This window comes from Endomicrobium proavitum (assembly GCF_001027545.1).
GTDB classification, from domain to species: domain Bacteria; phylum Elusimicrobiota; class Endomicrobiia; order Endomicrobiales; family Endomicrobiaceae; genus Endomicrobium; species Endomicrobium proavitum.
In genome coordinates this window covers 792,761-816,800 of sequence record NZ_CP009498.1, presented here as the reverse complement: position 1 = coordinate 816,800, position 24,040 = coordinate 792,761, and the positions used below count along the sequence as shown (strand labels likewise).

Annotated in this window: 1 protein-coding gene; it reads left to right on the top strand. The window is 43.3% G+C overall.

Features of this window, described 5'->3' with window-relative positions; translation table 11 throughout:
• Nucleotides 1-16 precede the first annotated feature (16 nt).
• Nucleotides 17-24,037: a hypothetical protein gene (locus Epro_RS03405; RefSeq protein ID WP_144412037.1), complete on the top strand. Its 24,021-nt coding sequence runs from the start codon at nt 17-19 to the stop codon at nt 24,035-24,037.
• Nucleotides 24,038-24,040: the final 3 nt, after the last annotated feature.

Here is a 24,040-nt window from a genome sequence, read left to right as displayed (position 1 = left end):
TTATGGGCAAACGGTTGTGAATAATTTTAATGCTTTTGTTGCAATAACCACTATAACAAGCGGTTTTAATGTTGAGCTTGGCGCAGATATGTATGCAACGCACACGTTTACAATAGGCACTACCATATTCAATAATCTACCGCTTTATATAAAAACCGGAAGTATAACTGCTAACGGATATATATTTGACGGGCAAAATATTGCAAGCGGTTTGTATAGAAGCGGCACTACTATAACTTTTTTAGATGACATAACTTTTAAAAATATGAGGTATGCCGGCGGCGGCAGTAGTAGTTATGGCGGAGCTTTTTATTCCACCGGCGCCGGCGCTCTTAATTTTTTAGGCAATACTGTTTTTGAAAATAATTACGCATATTATTTAGGTGGAGCAATTTATAATTATGGTTTGGACTCGATAATAAATTTTGATAAAGAGGTTCTTTTCACAGGCAATACCTCATCACAATATTCTGGTGCAATTTACAGTTACCAAGGCACTATAAATTTTAACGATAATGCTATTTTTGAGAAAAATAATGCGCCCATAGGCGCTGCATTTTATATTGAAGGTTCCAGCAGCTTACTGTATTTTAAGAAAGATGTTATTTTCGCAGAAAATGGCGCCGCCAATTCCTATTCAATATTTAATTTATATCAAGGAACAGCGTATTTTTACGGTAATACTACTTTTAGTAGTAATACTGCTAACAGTGGTGGCGGTTATGGTATTTTTCTGAATAATACCAGCAGCGCTTATTTTGACATGACGAACGGAAGCGTTACATTCGCAAGCAACAATTCTTATTATAAAGATATAAATATATATACTTCCGCTAAACTATATATTCAAGGCGGCGCCGGAGACTTTGTAATAACCAAAGGTATTGTTGGCGGTGGAGGTGTACAAAAGACCAATACCGGTATTTTATACTTAGGCGGCGATAATTCAGGATATTACGGAGCTTTTTACCAAAACGGCGGCACTACAACTGTTTCAGGGGTGTTTTTCAATGCGGGAAATAGCACTTCCTATTCAAATATCTATAGCGGAACTTTAATTTTGGAGCCCGGCAGCTCTCAATCTACTCCGGGCACTGCTGCAATACAGCAACAACTGAGTTTTGGCTCTGCCGCCGGCGAGTTGCTTTTTCAATCAACAAGCAACTTTGTGTTTTCCAGATTTGCAGGCTCCGGTTTGGTTGATAAAACAGGCTCCGGTAAGCTTACCGTTAGTCTAAACACTAACGGTGATTTTACCGGCACATTCAAACAATCTGTGGGGCAAACTGTTGTTTACGCAACAGGCTCTTATAAATGGCAAGGGCAAAGCACCGTAAGTCAAAGCACGCTTACCATATATTCCAGAAGTTTAGACGGAAGCGTAACGGCGGGCACTAACGGCACATTTTTGCAATATTTGGTTCAGCCGCAAGGGCTTCAAGTTATAAATTCAAGCAAATACGCTTTCAGCGGCTCAAATGCAATAATGAAATTTGAGGGAATAGGCGTAGCAGACCCTTTACCTTCGGAACCTGCAATGTTTTGGGAGCTTACAAATAAAATAGATAACGGCCAAGCCAATAGCATTATATTAAACAACGGCGAATTCCAGCTTAAATCAATAGATTATACCGGCGGAACCACTTACAGCTTTGAAAACGCTGTAATAAATATTGGCACAGTGGGCACGTATGCCAGCACAAATACCGTAAGTTTTTCAAGTATGAATTTTGTTAATTCAAATAATTTAAAATTCGGAATAAATTTTTATAAAGACGGCGCGGTAAATACTTTAGTGTCAGACCAGTTAAACGTAGCGGCGGCCAGCGGCAACAAAGAAGACCTTGATATGAATTTGATGATGCTTCTTTATACGGGCAACAGCATTACAGACCTTGCCGCCGTAGGGGGCAGCTCTTACACCGCCAGAGCTTTAAACGGAGACGTAAAATTTGCCGCAGACGCAAACGCAACGGTTTCTTCCGTGTTTTACGGATATAGCTATTTTGTAACGGCTTTAGCGGACAGGCAAAATATAAACGTATTTATTATGCGCGATATGGACACCAACAATTTATATCGCCAAAACGCCAAAATAGAAAACAGAAGATTTTTGCAAGACGCCACAACTATAACTTATCATATAGATAAAGATTTAAGCCCTACCGCCTACGGAGAGTTTGTTGTTGACGGCGGCGAGGGGGACAGCGTAAACCCGTTTGAACATATAATATCCGGTGTTATAGTTACCACCGACGGAGTAAATTTAGGCACAAGGGGCTCATTTTTTAATCTTGTGGCGTCAACAACGTTTAAATTGTTTAACATTACCATAGCAAGCGCCGGCTCTAGCGGCAACGGCTCTGTTTTGCAAATGGCAAGCAACCAGGCTTGGGCGTTGGTTAGAAACGTGTTTTTAAATAACAACGTTGCAACCGGTTTAGGCGGCTCTATATATCAAGCGGCTGGCTCCGGAGAAATTTATGTTGACAGCGTTACTATTGCAAACGGCAGCGCCGGCAGCGGCGCAGGCATTTATACTGCCGGGAAAATGTCTTTCCACAAAGCGGCGTTGTTTACGGGCAATACCGCTTCAAACAGCGGAGGCGGGCTTTATGTAGCAAATGGCGCTGACGTTTTTTTTGACTCTGCCGCGCCTGCAAATTACAGGTTTTATGCAAACAAAGCTAATATGGGCGGCGCTATTTATAACGACTCTACAAACGGTTTTACTATAGACGCTCTTATTATTGTTGCAAGCAACACGGCAACCTCGCAAGGCGGAGGAATTTACAATGCCGGCGGCGCAACATTAAACTTATTAGGCGGCGCAACCATTACAAGCAACACAGCCGGCGCAAACGGCGGGGCAATTTATAATGGAGTAGGCTCAATTTTAAATTTACAGGGAGCTATTAACATTATAGGCAACACAGCCGGCTCGCAGGGCGGTGCAATTTTCGTTAACAACATGTCAACAGTCAATTTTATAGACGGAAACCATATTTTTAGGGATAATAAAGCCGCAGGGCTTGTAAACGACATAGCAATGCTCAACGGAACTTTAAATTTTAAAGGCGCCACGGTATATATTAACGACGGCATTCGCTCTTTATCGTTAGACAACACAATAAATATGCAAGCAGGCAATGTTTATATATCAAGCCCAAATTATCTTTTAGGCAATTTTAACGTTACCGGCGGAAATTTATATTTTCAAAACGCGCAGGTAGATTTTGCCCAAGGTAATTTTAATGTTTTAAGCAGCGCAGTTAAAAATATTTATGCGCAAAACGGCTCCATCATACATATTTCATCTGCAACTAACACGCTTGTTAACAACGCTTCATTCTTATTTCATGTAAACGGAGCAACCGTAAATTTTGACGGAAGTTTTCTTGTTACAAGAAGCGCCCAGAATGGCACCAACACCGGCATGATTCAAAACAACGTAGGATATATTTACTTCAATAATGCCGATGTTGTATTTTCATCCAACAGCGGAAATTATGCTTATTTGAATAATGTTGGACAAATCTACTTTACCAATGCTGCAAGCACAGTAACATTTATAGATAATTATACTTATTATAATGGAATTTTAACTCATGGCGACAGCGGCAATATTGTATTTGATGCTTCTGCTCAATTTATAAATAATAGACATGCTTGGAATAGTTATGGCGGCGGGGCAATTGCTATTGTTACCGCTGGTAGCAGCAATTTAGTATTTAATAATAATGCAGAGTTTAGAGTTAATTATTCCGAAAATTATGGCGGTGCTATTATGCAACAATATGGTAATCTGTATTTTAATAAGGAAGCTCTATTTGTAAGCAATAATGCTGCGAACGTCGGCGGAGCCATATATAATGTTGGCGGTACTTCGAATTTTTCTGGTGAAACTTTATTTCAAGACAATTTTGGGCAAAGCGGCGGAGCCATATATATGGGTTCGGCACGTATGAGCTTCAGTTCTGTAACTTTTGTAAACAATATAAGTCAAGCCAGCAACGGTATAGGCGGAGCAATCGTCTACACCAATGGCGGCGGTCTTCTTGGTTTGGACAATGCTTTTTTTGTATTAAATCAAGCCGGAGGTGGAGGTGGAGCTCTGTATCTTGGTGGCTTTTTTAATGTAGCAATGAAGCAAGTAGTTTTTACAAGTAATACTGCGATGGGCACTTACGGTGGTGGAGCGATATTTATGGAATCTTATTACACTGGCGGATCAACAGTAAGTTTTAGTACGGCAACTACTCTTTATGCTACAGGGAATAAAGCATCAAAAGGAGGATTTATTGCTGTTACTGGGGCTTATAGAGGTCTTGTAAATTTTTACGATTCCGTTTTTACAGGTAATGAGGCCACTTACGGTGGAATAATATATGGGGAAACAATGTCTAGTTTTGTCTTTAACGCTTCTTCATATGACCTTTCAAATCACACTGCCGGTTATGGAGGAATAATATATTCAAGCGGAAGCGTAGTAGATTTTTCAAAGACAGCCGTTACTATTAGCTCTAACACAGCTGCAAGCGGCGGAGCAATATATGCCGGCGCCGGCTCCAATATATTATTTTCAACCTTTACAACTTTAGTTGCAGAAAATAATAGAGCCAATACTTCTAACGGTTATGGCGGGTTTATTTATGCCCGCGGAAGTCTTGTAAATTTTTATGATTCCGTTTTTACAGGTAATACTGCCCGCTATGGCGGAATAGTGTATGGGCAAATAGCCTCTACCATTGTTTTTAACGCTTCTTCATATGACCTTTCAAATAATACTGCCGGTTATGGCGGCGTAATAGCCTTAGATAACAGCTTTGCAGATTTTTCAAAGGCCGCCGTTACTATGAGCTCTAACATTGCATCAAGTGAAGGCGGGTCAATATATGCCGTAAATAACGCCCATGTATTATTTTCAACTTTTACAACTTTAGTTGTAGAAAATAATAGAGCCAATCAGTCAGGTTTTTTGTATGCGGATAGCGGCGCAACTATTGATTTTTATAAATCAGAGTTTACAAGCAATACCGCAGAGTATGCCGGCCTTATGCAAGGTAAAAATTCTTCTATATTTAATTTTAATGACACAACAATCATTGCATACAGCAGCGCAATAACTGCCGGAGCAATTGATTTGCGTAACGGCGCTATAGCTGATTTTAGTAAAAGTAAAAATCTTACCGCATACTCCAACTATGCAGAATACGGTGGAGTTTTTTATTTGGAAAAAGCAACGGCAACCTTTTCAGGTATAGTTAATTTCTCGTCTAACGTGTCCTCCAACGGAAGCGCAATCGCAGCTGCTTATAACTCTTTCATATCATTTGTAAATTCAACCGCCGTATTTTCTGACAATACCGGCACCGCAATTCTTAATATGGGCGAGTTAGAGATTAACATTGTAAACAGCAGCCTATCTTTCCGCAACAATACTGACATCTCCAGTTGGGATCAAGGTAAAGATATTTTTGTTGGCGACATTTTGAATTTAACCGGCAACAGCAATTTGCTTATAAATAATGCCGGCTCAATAGGCGGCGGAGATTATGCTGTATTAAACAAAATGCTAACGGGGCAATTAGTTATTACCGCCGACAACTCTAGCTACGGCGGCAGTTACAGACAATACGCGGGCACAACAACCGTTACCGCAGCCGGCAAACTTTTCTCGGGAACAAACACAATAACAACAAGCTTGCTTGAAGTTACCGGCAATTCATTCTACTACATAGTAAATCTTTCTACTGACGGCGTTTTAAAGCATTACACCAACGACGCGACTACCGTAAACAACATAAGCACAGGAAACATCAACTTTACAGCCGCAGGCGCAACCGCGTATTTCGGCAAAACGGGCGCGTTTGCAAAAGCGCAATACAACCTTGCAAGCTCTATTGACAACGGACAGGCAAACGCAATGTCTTTTGAGAATTCTTCTATAACTTTTTCAAACAGAGATTTTTCAGGAGCAACGGCGTTTACTTTTTCCAATACGTCTTTAGATTTGCTTTCTCTTTCAAACACAAGCACAAAATCCGTAACGTTTACGGACGTTACCGCGCTTGCGGGCAACGGCGTTAAATTCGGCATAGCGTTTACCACCGCTTCGGGCAGTATGGCTATGATTGCAGACCAAATTATTGCCGCCGGAACCGTAACCCAAGCCGCCAACGCCGGTTTGGATATTTTAGATATTAAGTTATATACGCCCGATATATACCAGCTGCAGGGAACTTTTGTAGCCAACGTTTTGCAGGGTTTAGTATTTAGCAGCGCCGCTTCCGCTACAATTTCGGATTCTCTGCGCACGTATGAAATATTTGTTTCAACCCTTACCCTGCGCGACATAATTGTATATATTGGCGCTCTTACCGACAGACACACTCTTTACACAAGAAATGCCGAAGAAGACACAAGAATTTTTTCATGGGATGAAACGGATAAAAAATACAATATAGACATGTCTTTAAGCGAAACCGCATGGGGACGCTTTATAGTTGAAGGCGGCACGGGAACTGCGGACAGTTATGTGTATTCCGGCGTTTTAATAAGCACAGACGACGTAGTTTTAGGCACAAGAGGCTCTTTCTTTAACTTAAGCACTTCCACAGTGTTTACTTTGCGCAACTTAACTATAGAAAACGCGTTTGCAAATAATACCGCCCATACCGACGGCAGCGTAACTTACGACGGCGGCTCGGTAATAAGACTTACCACAAATAATTCAACGGTAACCGTTTTAAACGTTATTTTTGATTCTAACGCGGTTTCGGGGCCCGGCGGCGTAATTTATAAAAATGCAGGCGTGTTAAATGTTTCAAGCGCGCAGTTTACGCGCAATTGGGCGGGCGGTTCCGGCGGAGCGGTAGCGGTGGAAGACAGCTCTATGACTTTTAACGGATACATTGCGTTTACATCAAACGCGGCAGGCGCATTGGGCGGAGCGGTTTGGGCAAACAACGCCCGTTTAGATTTTACGCAGGCGTTAATATCTTTTAGTTATAATAAAGCAGCAACGGCAGGAGGAGCGTTGGCGTTGGTAAACTCAACGGCGTCGTTTAGCAGCGTTTTGGGTGAAATAAATTTCATAGGCAATACCGCAAACGGAAAAGGAAACGATATAGACATGTCAAGCGCAACGGTGAATTTCAACGCGCAAGGCAACGCAATAAATCTATACGGAGGAATAACCTCAAGCGTAGGCGGAAACACAATAAATAAAACCGGCGCGGAATTGCTGTATATGAGCGGATATAATTACCTGCAAGGAATATTTAACATAACGGCAGGAGCGGTAACAATAGATAAGTCGTCATACACGCAAGGCGGGCAGGGAATGAAAATAAGCAACGCCAGTGTAAATATGACGGCGTCAACGGTAACATTTCAAAATAACACAGGAAGCGCGGTTAACCTTGGAGCGGGCGCATCAATAAATTTTGAAAACAGCATAGTGGTAATAGATTCAAACACAGCGGGAGCGGGCGGAGGATTTTATGTTAACGGGGTGTCGGACAGTATATCCTTTAACAATTCAATAGTAAGGTTCAGCAGCAACGCAGCAACGAGCGGAAACGCCGGAGCAGTAGGAATGTTCGCAAGCGGAAGCAGCATAGAATTTAATAATTCAAGCGTAACGTTTATAGGAAATAGAGCCGGCGGACAAGGCGGAGCAATAATAGGAAACGGCGGAACGGACGTGGTAGTGTCGTTTACGTCGTCGGTGGTATCGTTTATAGGAAACAGCGCAGGCACCGCAGGCGGAGCAATATTTTCGCTAAGCGTGCTAAAGTTCGGATATGAAACAAACTTTATATCAAACACCGTAACGGGAAGCGGAGGAGCGCTGTATTTAACGGCAACGGCAACAATGACGTTTACAGCGGGCAGCACGGTAACGTTTACAAGCAATACAGCGGGCAGCTACGGCGGAGGAATATACGCGCTTAATACAAAAAATATAGATTTCAGCTCGGTAACGCTTAAAGCGGTAGGAAACATAGCGGCAGCGGGCGGATTTCTGTATGCGGTAAACACAGGAACAATAACGTTTAACGCAACAACGTTCTACGCAAATTCAACAACAGCGGCAGGATACGGAGCGGCGCTCTACGGAGGGCCGAACGTGCAGTTTATGTTTAATGCGGCAACAACAACGTTTGAAAAAAACACAGCGGGAAACGGCGGCGGAGCGATATATATATTAAACAGCACAAACGGATACGTAACAACGGCGGGCGCGCTGATATTTAAAAATAACGAACAAAGAGCGGCGGCAGGGGTAGGCGGAGGAGCAATATATACGTTGTCGTCAACGGTAACGTTTGAAGCGGCAACAATGGATTTTGAAGGCAACGTAGCAAAATCAAACGCCGGAGCGATGTTTTTATCGTTAAGCACGGTAAAATTTGTAGGCGGAGGAAGCGTAACGTTTAGAAATAACGTGTCAAGCGGAACGGGTTTGTCGTCCGGAGGCGGAGCGTTATTTGCAAACGATTCAACGGTAATATTTGAAAACAGACCGGTAATATTTGAGCAAAACAGAGCCGACAGCAGCAACGGCAACAACGGAAGCGGAGGAGCGGTTTTCGTATATTCTGTAGCGGTAAATTCAAAGAGTTATGTGGAGTTTAACGGAAAAACAATATTTACGTCAAACACGGCAAACGAGCGAGGCGGAGCGTTAGCAATGCACGCGCAAACAGGCACGTCTAATGCGGGAGCGGTATTTAACGACAACGTATTGTTTGCATATAATAACGCAACCAAGGGAATAGGCGGAGCGATAAGCTTGATAGGACCATCTACGGCAACGTTGGTATTTAACGGAAATATAACGGAATTTATAGGAAACGAAGCGCAGAACCAGTATTGGGACGGAGCGGTTGGAGGGGCAATAGGAAGCGCGGATGCCGCAACGGTGGTAATGTTTAATTCGCAAATAACGTCGTTTACGGCAAACAAAGCGTATGGAGCCGGGGCGTTGAGCTTAACGCAAAGCAGCGTGGTGTTTAATAACGAGGTGTATTTTACAAGCAACGTAGCAAAATACGCAGGCGGCGGAGCGGCGGTAATAAAGGCTGGGCAGAATTATATATTCGAGTCAACGGCAATATTTAGAGGAAATACGGCGGCAGTAGGCGGAGGAGCGCTGTATAACTATCAAGGAATAATAACCAGCACGCAAGGCAAAACGATATTTGACAAAAACACAGCATCCGGAGCAGACGGAGGCGGAGCAATATTTAATTATCAAGGAGCAGTAAATTTAACGGGAGTAACGTTTACATCAAATACAGCCACAACAAACGGCGGAGCAATAGCCAACGTAGAAGGAACGGTAACAATAACGTCGTCAGTATTTACAGGCAACGTAGCAACAAGCAGCGGCGGAGCAATATATAACGCAGGAGCATTAAACTTCGCAACAACAGCAGGAAGCAGCATAACGTTTAAAGGAAACAAAGCGGCAGCGGACGCAAACGGACACGATATATATAACGTAGGAACAATAAACGTAACAGGAACAGGCGACGTAGTAATAAGCAGCGGAATAGCAGGAACGGCAGCAGGCGTAATAAACAACAGCGCAAACATATATTTAGGCGGAGCAAATAACGGATACGTAGGTTTGTTCAAACAAACAGCAGGCAAAACATACGTAACCGGCAGCTACTTCGCGGGAATAAGCAGCATAACAGCCGGGGTAGTAGAATTAGCAAACGGCGCAAGCGTATCAACAGGAACAATAGGGGTATATGGAGCAGGATTGTTAGACATAACAACAAACGGAAACTTAGCATTTGCAGGAAGCATAACAGGAAACGGAAACGTATATAAAGAAGCAACAGCAACAGGAGTATTAGCATTAAGCGGAAACAACAGCGGATTTACGGGCTTGTTTAAACAAAACGCAGGAACAACAACAGTAACCGGAAATTACTTCGCAGGCGTAAGCAGCATAACAGCCGGCGTGTTAGAATTAGCAACAGGCGCAAGCGTATCAACAGGAACAATAGGCTTGTGGAATGCAGCAGGAACATTAAATATAAACGCAGCAGCAATAGAAAATTTAGCAGGAGTAACAGCAACAGGAAACGGAACAATAAACAAGAATGCGGCAAATGAGTTTGCATTAAACAACAGCAACTTCGCAACGTTTAGCGGAATATATAATCAAAACGCAGCAACAACAACGTTGACAGGCGGCGTATTTGTAGGGGAATTAAACGTAACGGCAGGAACAGTAAAAGCGGCAACATCAAGCTACGTGAGAAGATTGAACATAGGAGCAACCGGGGAGCTTGCGTTAAGAACAGATTTCGCAAGCGCATACAGCGCAAACACAACAAGCGTAACGGTAAGCACAATAAATATAAACGCAGCCAGCAAATTGTTGGTAAACGACGTAACGACGGCAGTAAACAAAGTAGTAGGAAGCTCAGCGGCAGTAATATTTGCGCAGTATAATAATGGGGTAGGATTTAGCACAAGTAATATAACGGGCGACCAATACGGATACAGATACGTATGGAGCGGAACAGCCGGCAACTACATAGGCTGGTTAGTTTACGGCGCATTACCGTGGAACACGTTTGTAGGACAGTATCAGAACGCGGTAGCAGGAAGCACAATAACATTAGCGCAAGATATATTTGCGTGGGAAAACATGGACGACGACGCGTTTGGAAACACGACGGGAAATAATTTCACAATAGACGCCGCCGACCACGTAATCAATTCGTCGGGATTAGCAAATAAAGCGATGACGTTGACGAATAAGAATATAAATATAGCAAGCGTAACGTTTACAAACTTCGCAGGCACAGGAAACGGCGGAGTAATGAACATAAACAATTCAACGGTAACGTTAAGCGGAAAAGTAACAATAAAAGAAAGCAGCGCAGCATACGGCGGAGCAATATATAACGCAGGAGCATTAAATTTAGCAACAACAGCCGGAAGCAGCGTAACGTTTATAGGAAACAAAGCGGCAGCGGACGCAAACGGACACGATATATATAATATAGGAACAATAAACGTAACCGGAGCCGGCGACGTAGTAATAAGCAGCGGAATAGCAGGAACGGCAGCAGGCGTAATAAACAACAGCGCAAACATATATTTAGGCGGAGCAAATAACGGCTACGTAGGTTTGTTCAAACAAACAGCAGGCAAAACGTATGTAACCGGAAACTACTTCGCAGGCGTGTCGTCAATAACAGCCGGCGTAGTAGAATTAGCAAACGGTTCAAGCGTATCAACAGGAACAATAGGGGTATATGGAGCAGGATTGTTAGACATAACAACAAACGGAAACTTAGCATTTGCAGGAAGCATAACAGGAAACGGAAACGTATATAAAGAAGCAACGGCAACAGGAATATTAGCATTAAGCGGAAACAACAGCGGATTTACGGGCTTGTTCAAACAAAACGCAGGAACAACAACGGTAACCGGAAACTACTTCGCAGGCGTGTCGTCAATAACAGCCGGAGTAGTAGAATTAGCAAACGGTTCAAGCGTGTCAACAGGAACAATAGGCTTGTGGAATGCAGCAGGAACATTAGACATAACAACAAACGGAAACTTAGCGTTTGCAGGAAGCATAACAGGAAACGGAAACGTATATAAAGAAGCAACAGCAACAGGAGTATTAGCATTAAGCGGAAACAACAGCGGATTTACAGGATTATTCAAACAAAACGCAGGAACAACAACAGTAACCGGAAATTACTTCGCAGGCGTAAGCAGCATAACAGCCGGCGTAGTAGAATTAGCAAACGGCGCAAGCGTATCAACAGGAACAATAGGCTTGTGGAATGCAGCAGGAACATTAGACATAACAACAAACGGAAACTTAGCGTTTGCAGGAAGCATAACAGGAAACGGAAACGTATATAAAGAAGCAACAGCAACAGGAGTATTAGCATTAAGCGGAAACAACAGTGGATTTACAGGATTATTTAAACAAAACGCAGGAACAACAACAGTAACCGGAAATTACTTCGCAGGCGTAAGCAGCATAACAGCCGGCGTGTTAGAATTAGCAACAGGCGCAAGCGTATCAACAGGAACAATAGGCTTGTGGAATGCAGCAGGAACATTAAATATAAACGCAGCAGCAATAGAAAATTTAGCGGGAGTAACAGCAACAGGAAACGGAACAATAAACAAGAATGCGGCAAATGAGTTTGCATTAAACAACAGCAACTTCGCAACGTTTAGCGGAATATATAATCAAAACGCAGCAACAACAACGTTGACAGGCGGCGTATTTGTAGGGGAATTAAACGTAACGGCAGGAACAGTAAAAGCGGCAACATCAAGCTACGTGAGAAGATTGAACATAGGAGCAACCGGGGAGCTTGCGTTAAGAACAGATTTCGCAAGCGCATACAGCGCAAACACAACAAGCGTAACGGTAAGCACAATAAATATAAACGCAGCCAGCAAATTGTTGGTAAACGACGTAACGACGGCAGTAAACAAAGTAGTAGGAAGTTCAGCGGCAGTAATATTTGCGCAGTATAATAACGGAGTAGGATTTAGCACAAGTAATATAACGGGCGACCAGTACGGATACAGATACGTGTGGAGCGGAACAGCCGGCAACTACATAGGCTGGTTAGTTTACGGCGCATTACCGTGGAACACGTTTGTAGGACAGTATCAGAACGCGGTAGCAGGAAGCACAATAACATTAGCGCAAGATATATTTGCGTGGGAAAACATGGACGACGACGCGTTTGGAAATACGAGTGGAAACAACTTCACAATAGACGCCGCCGACCACGTAATCAATTCGTCAGGATTAGCAAATAAAGCGATGATGCTAAACAATAAGAATATATGGATAAAGAATGCGCGATATGAAAATTTTATAAGCACATTAGTAGAGGGCGGAGTAATATATAACACAGGCGGTTCGCAGACAAATATAAATAATGTAACGTTTGCATATAACGCGACGAAATCAACGGGCGTGGGCGGCGGAGCGATATATAACAATGCGAGTGGAAAAGTAATAATAAACAGCGCAACGTTTGAAAGTAACCGTTCGGCAAATTCAGGGGGAGCAATATTTAACGTAGCAAACTCAACGGTAACGATAGGCGGAGGAACGAAGTTTACAACGAACACGTCGTCGTCGGCAACGGTGGGAGGCGGAGCGATACTAAACAGCGGGTGGCTGATAATAGACGGGGCGGCGTTTGACAAGAATTCGGCGACAAACGGCGGGAACGCGGGAGCGATATATAATACCGGCGCTACGGCAAACGTAACGCTGGCAAACGTAGCGTTTACATCTAATACATCGTTAGGAGTCGCCTACGGAGGCGGAGCGATAGTTAACGACAGAGGAATAATAAACGTAAACGATAACGTGAAGTTTATAGGAAATACGACGGCAGGAAACGGAGGAGCAATAGCGTCGTATTATGATTTGGCAAAAATATATATAACCGGGGAAAACGTAGTATTTGCAAGCAACAGCGCGACATATAACGGCGGAGCAATATACAATACGTACGGTTTTGTTGGAGCAAGCTCAGTAACATTTGTAGGCAATAAAACGACAGCGTCAGGCGGAGCATACTCCGGGAACATTGGCAGTAATTTAACAGCAACCAAAATATGGTTTAGCAGCAACAGCGCAACGGGAAACGGCGGAGCAATTGCCGTGTTAGGAGCGTCAAGCATAACGATAACGGATACGGCGATATTTGACAGAAACAATGCAACGTCGCAAGGAGGCGCGATTTTTGCAAATAACGGGCGAATAGATTTAAGCTTGGCAACGATAGTGAGTTTTACAAGTAATACATCAACATATGCCGGCGGAGCAATATATGCGACAAATTCAACAATAACGTTTGGCACGGTAAATTTTGAAGGTAATAAGTCGGTATCAAACAATGGCGGAGCTATGTTTTTGGCGGCAGGAGCGAACATAGAATTTGCAGGGGCAGGAGCGGTAACATTTACAAGCAACAGCGCAACAGACGGCGGAGCGATATATGTAAGCAGCGCAAGCGGAATAGTAGATTTTAGCGGAGCTGGAAGCGTAGCATTTACAAGCAACAGCGCAACCGCAAACGGCGGAGCAATATATGCGATAGGTTCAACAATAACGATAAGCGGAGCGACGAGTTTCGAAAGCAATAAAGCGGGAACGCAAGGCGGAGCAATATACAATGCGGCGGCAGGGATAATCAATTTTAATACGGTAACGGGCAGTTCTGTAACGTTTAAAGGAAACAGAGCAAGCAGCGCGGCAAACGGACACGATATATATAATGTAGGAACAATAAACGTAACCGGAGCCGGCGACGTAGTAATAAGCAGCGGAATAGCGGGAACGGCAGCAGGCGTAATAAACAACAGCGCAAACATATATTTAGGCGGAGCAAATAGCGGCTACGTAGGTTTGTTCAAACAAACAGCAGGAAAAACGTATGTAACCGGCAGCTACTTCGCGGGCGTGTCAAGCATAACAGCCGGCGTAGTAGAACTTTCAACAGGCTCAAGCATAAGCGGAGGAACAATAGGCTTATGGAATGCAGCAGGAGAGTTGAAAATAACAACAGCCGACAACTTAACATTTACAGGCAACGTAATAGGAAACGGCTACATAAATAAAGAGCTGTCATCAACGGGAACGTTGACACTAACCGGCGACAACAGCGCATTCAACGGCAACTTCACGCAAAAAGCGGGAACAACAACAGTAACGTCGGCAGGAAAAATGTTTGCCGGAACAAACACAATAAGCAACAGCTTGTTGAATATAACGGGAGAAGATGTTTACTATACGGTAAATTTAAGCACCAACGGAATATTAAGACAGAATACAAACAACAACGCATCGTCGGCAACGGTAAACGGGAACGCAATAAAGTTTATAGCAAGCGGAGCAACGGCGACGTTTAATAATTTAACGGGCGACAGTTACGCGTATTACACATTGGCAAACAGAATAGAAAACGGACAGGCAAACACGGTAATATTTAACAACGGCTACGTAGAAATATCTTCGGACAATTACGCAGGGGCAACGGCGTATAATTTCAATGATTCAGTGTTAGATATTTCCAATTACGCGGCGCAAAGCACAAGAACAATAACATTCGGCGACGTTTTCGTAACGGGAAACAGCGGATTAAATTTCGGAATAACGTTTAACGAAATAGTTGCAAATTCTTCATACGATTTTACAAGCGATAAATTATACACAAGCACATCGTCGGCAGGAAGTTTAGATATGTTCGGACTGCGCGTATATAACGGCGATCAGTACATGAAGCTACACGGCATGTATTCAACGCAGGTGTTGTTTGGAGGGTTGAAGTTTGACAATGCGGTATCAAGCGTAACGATAATAATGGCAACGCACACGTTTATAGTGTGGTCAATGCCGGACTTGCAGAGCATATCGGTATTAGTTTTAGGCGGAAGAAGTTTATATGACGCTAACCTTGAAACAAGCGACAGGGACTATATAGTTGACACGGCAAACGTATATCACATAGACCAGCCGTTTACGGACACAAGCTGGGGCAGGTTTATAGTAGAAGGAAATGATACAGACGCGGCAAAATGGATAATATCAGGCGTAATAGATAACGTAATTGAACCGTATGACGGAACAAACAGTTATTTATTTACGTTGTCAAGCGCAACGGAGTTTACGTTGAGAAACGTAGCGGTAACAAGCGCGGCTACAAGTGCGTCGCACAGCGGAAGCGGCTCGGTAATATTGCAGACGGCGCCCAATTCAACGGCAACGGTAAGAAACGTATATTTAACGTATAATGCGGCGGCATCGTCGGGAGGAGCAATAGCGACGATAGCAGGCAAGATGGAAATAGACAGCGTAACGTTTACGGGAAACACGGGTTATATGGGCGGAGCGGTTTACGCGCAGGGAAATACGATTAATTTTAATAATGTGATATTTACGTCAAACAGCGCAACCAAAGGCGGAGCGATAGGAGCAGTAAATTCCGTATTGAACTTTAACGGAAACGTATTATTTGCAAACAACGGAAGCAGCGCGGCAGACGGCGGAGCAATATACGCCGACGCAAGCGTATTAACCGGAAGCGCAGTAGATTTTACAAACAACATCGCGGCAAACGGCGGAGCAATATATGTTGGAAGCGCAACAATAAACGGGGGATTTAAATTTACAGGCAACGTAGCAACAAGCAGCGGCGGAGCAATATATAACGCAGGAGCATTAAATTTAGTAACAACAGCAGGAAGCAGCATAACGTTTAAAGGAAACAAAGCGGCAGCGGACGCAAACGGACACGATATATATAACGTAGGAACAATAAACGTAACAGGAACAGGCGACGTAGTAATAAGCAGCGGAATTGCAGGAACAGCAGCAGGCGTAATAAACAACAGCGCAAACATATATTTAGGCGGAGCAAATAGCGGATACGTAGGTTTGTTCAAACAAACAGCAGGCAAAACGTATGTAACCGGAAGCTACTTCGCAGGCGTAAGCAGCATAACAGCCGGTGTAGTAGAATTAGCAAACGGTTCAAGCTTATCAACAGGAACAATAGGCTTGTGGAATGCAGCAGGAACATTAGACATAACAACAAACGGAAATTTAGCATTTGCAGGAAGCATAACAGGAAACGGAAACGTATATAAAGAAGCAACGGCAACAGGAATATTAGCATTAAGCGGAAACAACAGCGGATTTACAGGACTGTTCAAACAAAACGCAGGAACAACAACGGTAACCGGAAACTACTTCGCAGGAATAAGCAGCATAACAGCCGGAGTAGTAGAATTAGCAAACGGTTCAAGCGTATCAACAGGAACAATAGGCTTGTGGAATGCAGCAGGAACATTAGATATAACAACAAACGGAAATTTAGCATTTGCAGGAAGCATAACAGGAAACGGAAACGTATATAAAGAAGCAACAGCAACAGGAGTATTAGCATTAAGCGGAAACAACAGTGGATTTACAGGACTGTTCAAACAAAACGCAGGAACAACAACAGTAACCGGAAACTACTTCGCGGGCGTAAGCAGCATAACAGCCGGCGTAGTGGAATTAGCAACAGGCTCAAGCGTATCAACAGGAACAATAGGCTTGTGGAATGCAGCAGGAACATTAGACATAACAACAAACGGAAACTTAGCATTTGCAGGAAGCATAACAGGAAACGGAAACGTATATAAAGAAGCAACAGCAACAGGAGTATTAGCATTAAGCGGAAACAACAGCGGATTTACGGGCTTGTTTAAACAAAACGCAGGAACAACAACAGTAACCGGAAATTACTTCGCAGGCGTAAGCAGCATAACAGCCGGGGTAGTAGAATTAGCAAACGGTTCAAGCGTGTCAACAGGAACAATAGGCTTGTGGAATGCAGCAGGAACATTAAATATAAACGCAGCAGCAATAGAAAATTTAGCAGGAGTAACAGCAACAGGAAACGGAACAATAAACAAGAATGCGGCAAATGAGTTTGCATTAAACAACAGCAACTTCGCAACGTTTAGCGGAATATATAATCAAAACGCAGCAACAACAACGTTGACAGGCGGCGTATTTGTAGGGGAATTAAACGTAACGGCAGGAACAGTAAAAGCGGCAACATCAAGCTACGTGAGAAGATTGAACATAGGAGCAACCGGGGAGCTTGCGTTAAGAACAGATTTCGCAAGCGCATACAGCGCAAACACAACAAGCGTAACGGTAAGCACAATAAATATAAACGCAGCCAGCAAATTGTTGGTAAACGACGTAACGACGGCAGTAAACAAAGTAGTAGGAAGTTCAGCGGCAGTAATATTTGCGCAGTATAATAACGGAGTAGGATTTAGCACAAGTAATATAACGGGCGACCAGTACGGATACAGATACGTGTGGAGCGGAACAGCCGGCAACTACATAGGCTGGTTAGTTTACGGCGCATTACCGTGGAACACGTTTGTAGGACAGTATCAGAACGCGGTAGCAGGAAGCACAATAACATTAGCGCAAGATATATTTGCGTGGGAAAACATGGACGACGACGCGTTTGGAAATACGAGTGGAAACAACTTCACAATAGACGCCGCCGACCACGTAATCAATTCGTCAGGGTTAGCAAATAAAGCGATGACGTTGACGAATAAGAATATAAATATAGCAAGCGTAACGTTTACAAACTTCGCAGGCACAGGAAACGGCGGAGTAATGAACATAAACAATTCAACGGTAACGTTAAGCGGAAAAGTAACAATAAAAGAAAGCAGCGCAGCATACGGCGGAGCAATATACAATGCCGGAGCATTAAATTTAGCAACAACAGCCGGAAGCAGCATAACGTTTAAAGGAAACAAAGCGGCAGCGGACGCAAACGGACACGATATATATAATATAGGAACAATAAACGTAACAGGAGCCGGCGACGTAGTAATAAGCAGCGGAATAGCAGGAACAGCAGCAGGCGTAATAAACAACAGCGCAAACATATATTTAGGCGGAGCAAATAACGGATACGCCGGATTGTTCAAACAAACAGCAGGTAAAACGTATGTAACAGGCAGCTACTTCGCAGGGGTAAGCAGCATAACAGCCGGAGTAGTAGAATTAGCAAACGGTTCAAGCGTGTCAACAGGAACAATAGGCTTGTGGAATGCAGCAGGAACATTAGACATAACAACAAACGGAAACTTAGCATTTGCAGGAAGCATAACAGGAAACGGAAACGTATATAAAGAAGCAACAGCAACAGGAGTATTAGCATTAAGCGGAAACAACAGTGGATTTACAGGACTGTTCAAACAAAACGCAGGAACAACAACAGTAACAGGCAGCTACTTCGCAGGCGTGTCAAGCATAACAGCCGGCGTAGTGGAATTAGCAACAGGCTCAAGCGTATCAACAGGAACAATAGGCTTGTGGAATGCAGCAGGAACATTAGACATAACAACAAACGGAAACTTAGCATTTGCAGGAAGCATAACAGGAAACGGAAACGTATATAAAGAAGCAACAGCAACAGGAGTATTAGCATTAAGCGGAAACAACAGTGGATTTACAGGACTGTTTAAACAAAACGCAGGAACAACAACAGTAACAGGCAGCTACTTCGCAGGCGTGTCAAGCATAACAGCTGGAGTAGTAGAATTAGCAAACGGCGCAAGCGTATCAACAGGAACAATAGGCTTGTGGAATGCAGCAGGAACATTAAATATAAACGCAGCAGCAATAGAAAATTTAGCAGGAGTAACAGCAACAGGAAACGGAACAATAAACAAGAATGCGGCAAATGAGTTTGCATTAAACAACAGCAACTTCGCAACGTTTAGCGGAATATATAATCAAAACGCAGCAACAACAACGTTGACAGGCGGCGTATTTGTAGGGGAATTAAACGTAACAGCAGGAACAGTAAAAGCGGCAACATCAAGCTACGTGAGAAGATTGAACATAGGAGCAACCGGCGAGCTTGCGTTAAGAACAGATTTTGCAAGCGCATACAGCGCAAACACAACAAGCGTAACGGTAAGCACAATAAATATAAACGCAGCCAGCAAATTGTTGGTAAACGACGTAACGACGGCAGTAAACAAAGTAGTAGGAAGTTCAGCGGCAGTAATATTTGCGCAGTATAATAACGGAGTAGGATTTAGCACAAGTAATATAACGGGCGACCAATACGGATACAGATACGTGTGGAGCGGAACAGCCGGCAACTACGTAGGCTGGTTAGTTTACGGCGCATTACCGTGGAACACGTTTGTAGGACAGTATCAGAACGCGGTAGCAGGAAGCACAATAACATTAGCGCAAGATATATTTGCGTGGGAAAACATGGACGACGACGCGTTTGGAAACACGAGTGGAAACAACTTCACAATAGACGCCGCCGACCACGTAATCAATTCGTCAGGGTTAGCAAATAAAGCGATGACGTTGACGAATAAGAATATAAATATAGCAAGCGTAACGTTTACAAACTTCGCAGGCACAGGAAACGGCGGAGTAATGAACATAAACAATTCAACGGTAACGTTAAGCGGAAAAGTAACAATAAAAGAAAGCAGCGCAGCATACGGCGGAGCAATATATAACGCAGGAGCATTAAATTTAGCAACAACAGCCGGAAGCAGCGTAACGTTTATAGGAAACAAAGCGGCAGCGGACGCAAACGGACACGATATATATAACGTAGGAACAATAAACGTAACAGGAACAGGCGACGTAGTAATAAGCAGCGGAATTGCAGGTAACGGAATAATCAACAACAGCGCAAATATTTATCTTGCGGGAATAAACAATAGTTATAACGGCTTGTTCAACCAAACAGCAGGCTACACAAAAGTAACCGGCAGCTACTTTACGGGTATATCAAGCATAACCGGCGGCACTGTAGAACTTGCCAACGGCGCAAGCATAACTAACGGAACAATAGGCTTGTGGAATTCCACGGGCACGTTAGAAATAACAACCGACGCAGATTTAACATTTGCAGGAAACGTAATAGGAAACGGCTACATAAATAAAGAGCTAAGTTCAACAGGAACGTTGACATTAACCGGCGACAACAGCGCATTCAACGGCAACTTCACGCAAAAAGCGGGAACAACAACGGTAACGTCGGCAGGAAAAATGTTTGCAGGAACAAATACAATAAGCAACAGCCTGTTAGAAGTATATTCAGCCGACGGAGTATATTACAATGTAAACTTAAGCAGCAACGGCGAGTTAAACCACTACGCAACCAGCCTGTCAAGCGGAAACGTAGGCAGCAACATAAAGTTTACGGCAAGCGGAGCAAACGCAGTGTTTGACAGGGACACAAGCCTTGTGCCGTTGCTTGCAAATTACAACTTGACAAACAAAATAGACAACGGACAAATTAATACGGTAACGTTTAATAATTCGTATGTGGTGCTGCAGTCAACGGACTTTGCAGGAGGCACAACATATAAGTTTAACAACGGCGTAATAGACTTAATGAGCGATGTGCCGCTGTTAACAACAATGACATTCACATTCGGCAGTCTGCAGGTGTCAAGCGTAGCGTTGAATTTTGCGGTAGCGTTTAACAACATGCCGTATGCAGAAAGCGACATATTGAGAGCAATCAATTCAACAGGAACGTTAGATTTAGGATTAGTGAGAATTCGCGATGACCAAGACGCAGGATTAAATAAGACGCATCGTGTAAAAGTGTTGGAAGGAATAACATTTAACGGCGGCGAAAGCGAAAACATAGCGACGAGCGCGTATGAATACACGGTAAGCGTAGCCACGGACGACTATCATTATATAGTGTTGATAGCAAGCGCGCCGACCGACGAATACAGCTTGGACAGACAAAACATGAAATACAACAACAGAGCGTTTTTATTTTCAATATTAACAGGAGGAGTAGCGCAATATAGAGAAGGAAACAGCCTGCACAAAATGAGCAGCGGAACGTTTACGGTAGCAGGATACGACAGCGACGTAACAAAGAGCATATTGTCTGGAACGCTGTATTGGAGCACAAACACAACAACGGGAAGAGGAACGTTCTTTAATATAGAAAATAACACAAACGTAAACTTCACATTGCAAGATTTAATAGTAGAAAACGCGCAAGCCAACGGCGATTACACAAGCGACCCAACAATAGGAAGAACAGATACGAACGGATCAGTATTAAGAATGTTAGACGCAGCGTCAACGGCAACAATACAAAATGTAATAATAAGAGATAACCAAGCCTACGGAGCAGGAGGGGCAATATGGTTAAGCGCGGGAGAAGTAAATATATCAAGCGTAGTAATAACAAATAACGAAGCGGCAGGAAACGGAGGAGCAATAGCGGCGTTAGGCGGAATAATAAACGCAGGAAATATAAATATAACAAGCAACACAACAACAGCAGGAAGCGGAGGAGCAATATACGCGGATAACGCGCTGATAGACTTAAGAAGCGCGCTGATAACAATAGCTAATAATATAGCAATAAACGGCGGAGCGATATCGGCAAACAACGCTCAGATAAATATCACAGGGTCGGCAAATATAACAAATAACGAAGCGAATGCTTCCGGCGGCGCAATAAGCATATTGATGTCCACGGTAACATTGGAAACATTAAACGGCGATATATTGTTTAGCGGCAACAAAGCAGCCGGCATAGAAAACGATATATATTTAGACAACGGCGGACAGCTAAACATAATAACAGACAGCACAAACAGCATAAAGCTTGAAGGCGGAATATTAAGCAACGCAGCGGGCAGCGCAATGGAAGTAAACAAAACGGGAGTAGGAAACTTATATTTAGGCGGAACAAACGAAGTATGGGGCGACTTTAACGCAAGCGCCGGAAACGTAGTGTTGGTAGGAAGCGCGTCCTACAGCGGAAACAGATTAGCGTTTAACGGAGCCGGTTTAGACATGGTAAACGACCATCTAAACGAAATAAACGTGAAAGAGTTTACAAGCTTAACGGACTTAAGTCTTGATATATTTGCAAACGGCACAAACGACAAAATATACGCCGACAGCGCAACAATTGACGGAAACATATATATAAGAGCCGGCGTAGGAACGTATCGTAATGTGTATTATGATTTAATAATATCAACAGGATTAAACCCGGTATTCGGCGTATTTACAACAAGTTCAATAATTCCGTCGGATTTAAGATATGTGTTGGATTATTCGTCAAGCAACGTTGTAAGGTTAATAATCAACGGCTTTTTCCAAAGCGACTTTAGCGGATTAACTCCGTTGACGTATAACCAAAGCGAAGCGGCAAGGGCGTTAGATGACATATCAATGAAAGTTGATACGGAGATAATAGACGCAATAAACATTGTGATGCTAAAAACGCCCGACGAGCAGAAACAGTTTTTATCGGAAGTGTCCGGATATTTCTTAAGCAACGTGTTAAGAGCGTCGGCGTTAGACAGTGAAAACAACGAGTTGTACGACAGAATAAAAAATCACTGCAAAACGGAACACACCAACGATGCAATATGGGCGCAGCTAACCGGCGGCAGCACAAAATACGGCGGGGACGACAATTCGCTAAACGAGTTTAACGACGGCGGATCCGGAGTAATGGCAGGATACGACATATACCGCGCCGACAAAAAGATGATGTTTGGAGTATATGCAAGATATAAAGGTCATGATATAAACCAAAACGGTTCAAGCGCGAAAGTAAATAATATGGGCGCCGGATTGTATGGCGGTTATATATTAGATAAATGGGAAATTAAAGCGATGTTGTCGGGAAGCTATGATAGTTATGACACAAAACGATACATACCGTGGGCAGATCAAACGGCAGCCGGAGAATACGGCGGGTTTAGCATAGGCGCAGACGTAGAAGGCGCGCTAAAAATTGAAGTTGCAAATAACATGAATTTCAGACCATACGTGGGAGTAGAAGCTAAAAATGTGCAAATTGGAGCATTTAAAGAAACGGGCGCGCCCGGGTTTAATTTAGATGTTCGCAGCGGAAGCTATTTGAGAAGCGCAGGAAGATTGGGCGCAGGAATAGGTTATGACGATAAAACGTGGGCATGGTATGTAAATTTAGAAGGAAAAGCGTTAATAACCGGAGCAAAGCCTGAGATAACAAGCGTGTTTGAAAAAACTGATGCAGAGTTTAACAGCAGAGGTTACAGCGAAGGCGTAATAATGGGCGGTTTGGGAATGGGCGGAAGCGTCCGAGTATATGACGGCTTAAAATTCTTTGTAAACGCAAGCGCATACACGGCGGAAAACTTTACGAATATGTATGCCAACGCGGGATTAAGATACAACTTCTGCGGAATAACGCACAAAGAGCCAACGCAAGTATATGTAGTAACATATAACGACAAAAACTTCTATTTCAGGGACACGCAGGCAGCGCAAGATTTCATAGCAAAAATGAATAAAGCGGGAGCGGAGATAAGCACAACGTCAATAAAAGAAAAATTTGTAGCCGATGAAACGGTAGTGCCGGTAAGCTATAACGTGAAAGAAATAATAAAAGTAAAAACAAAATAGGAG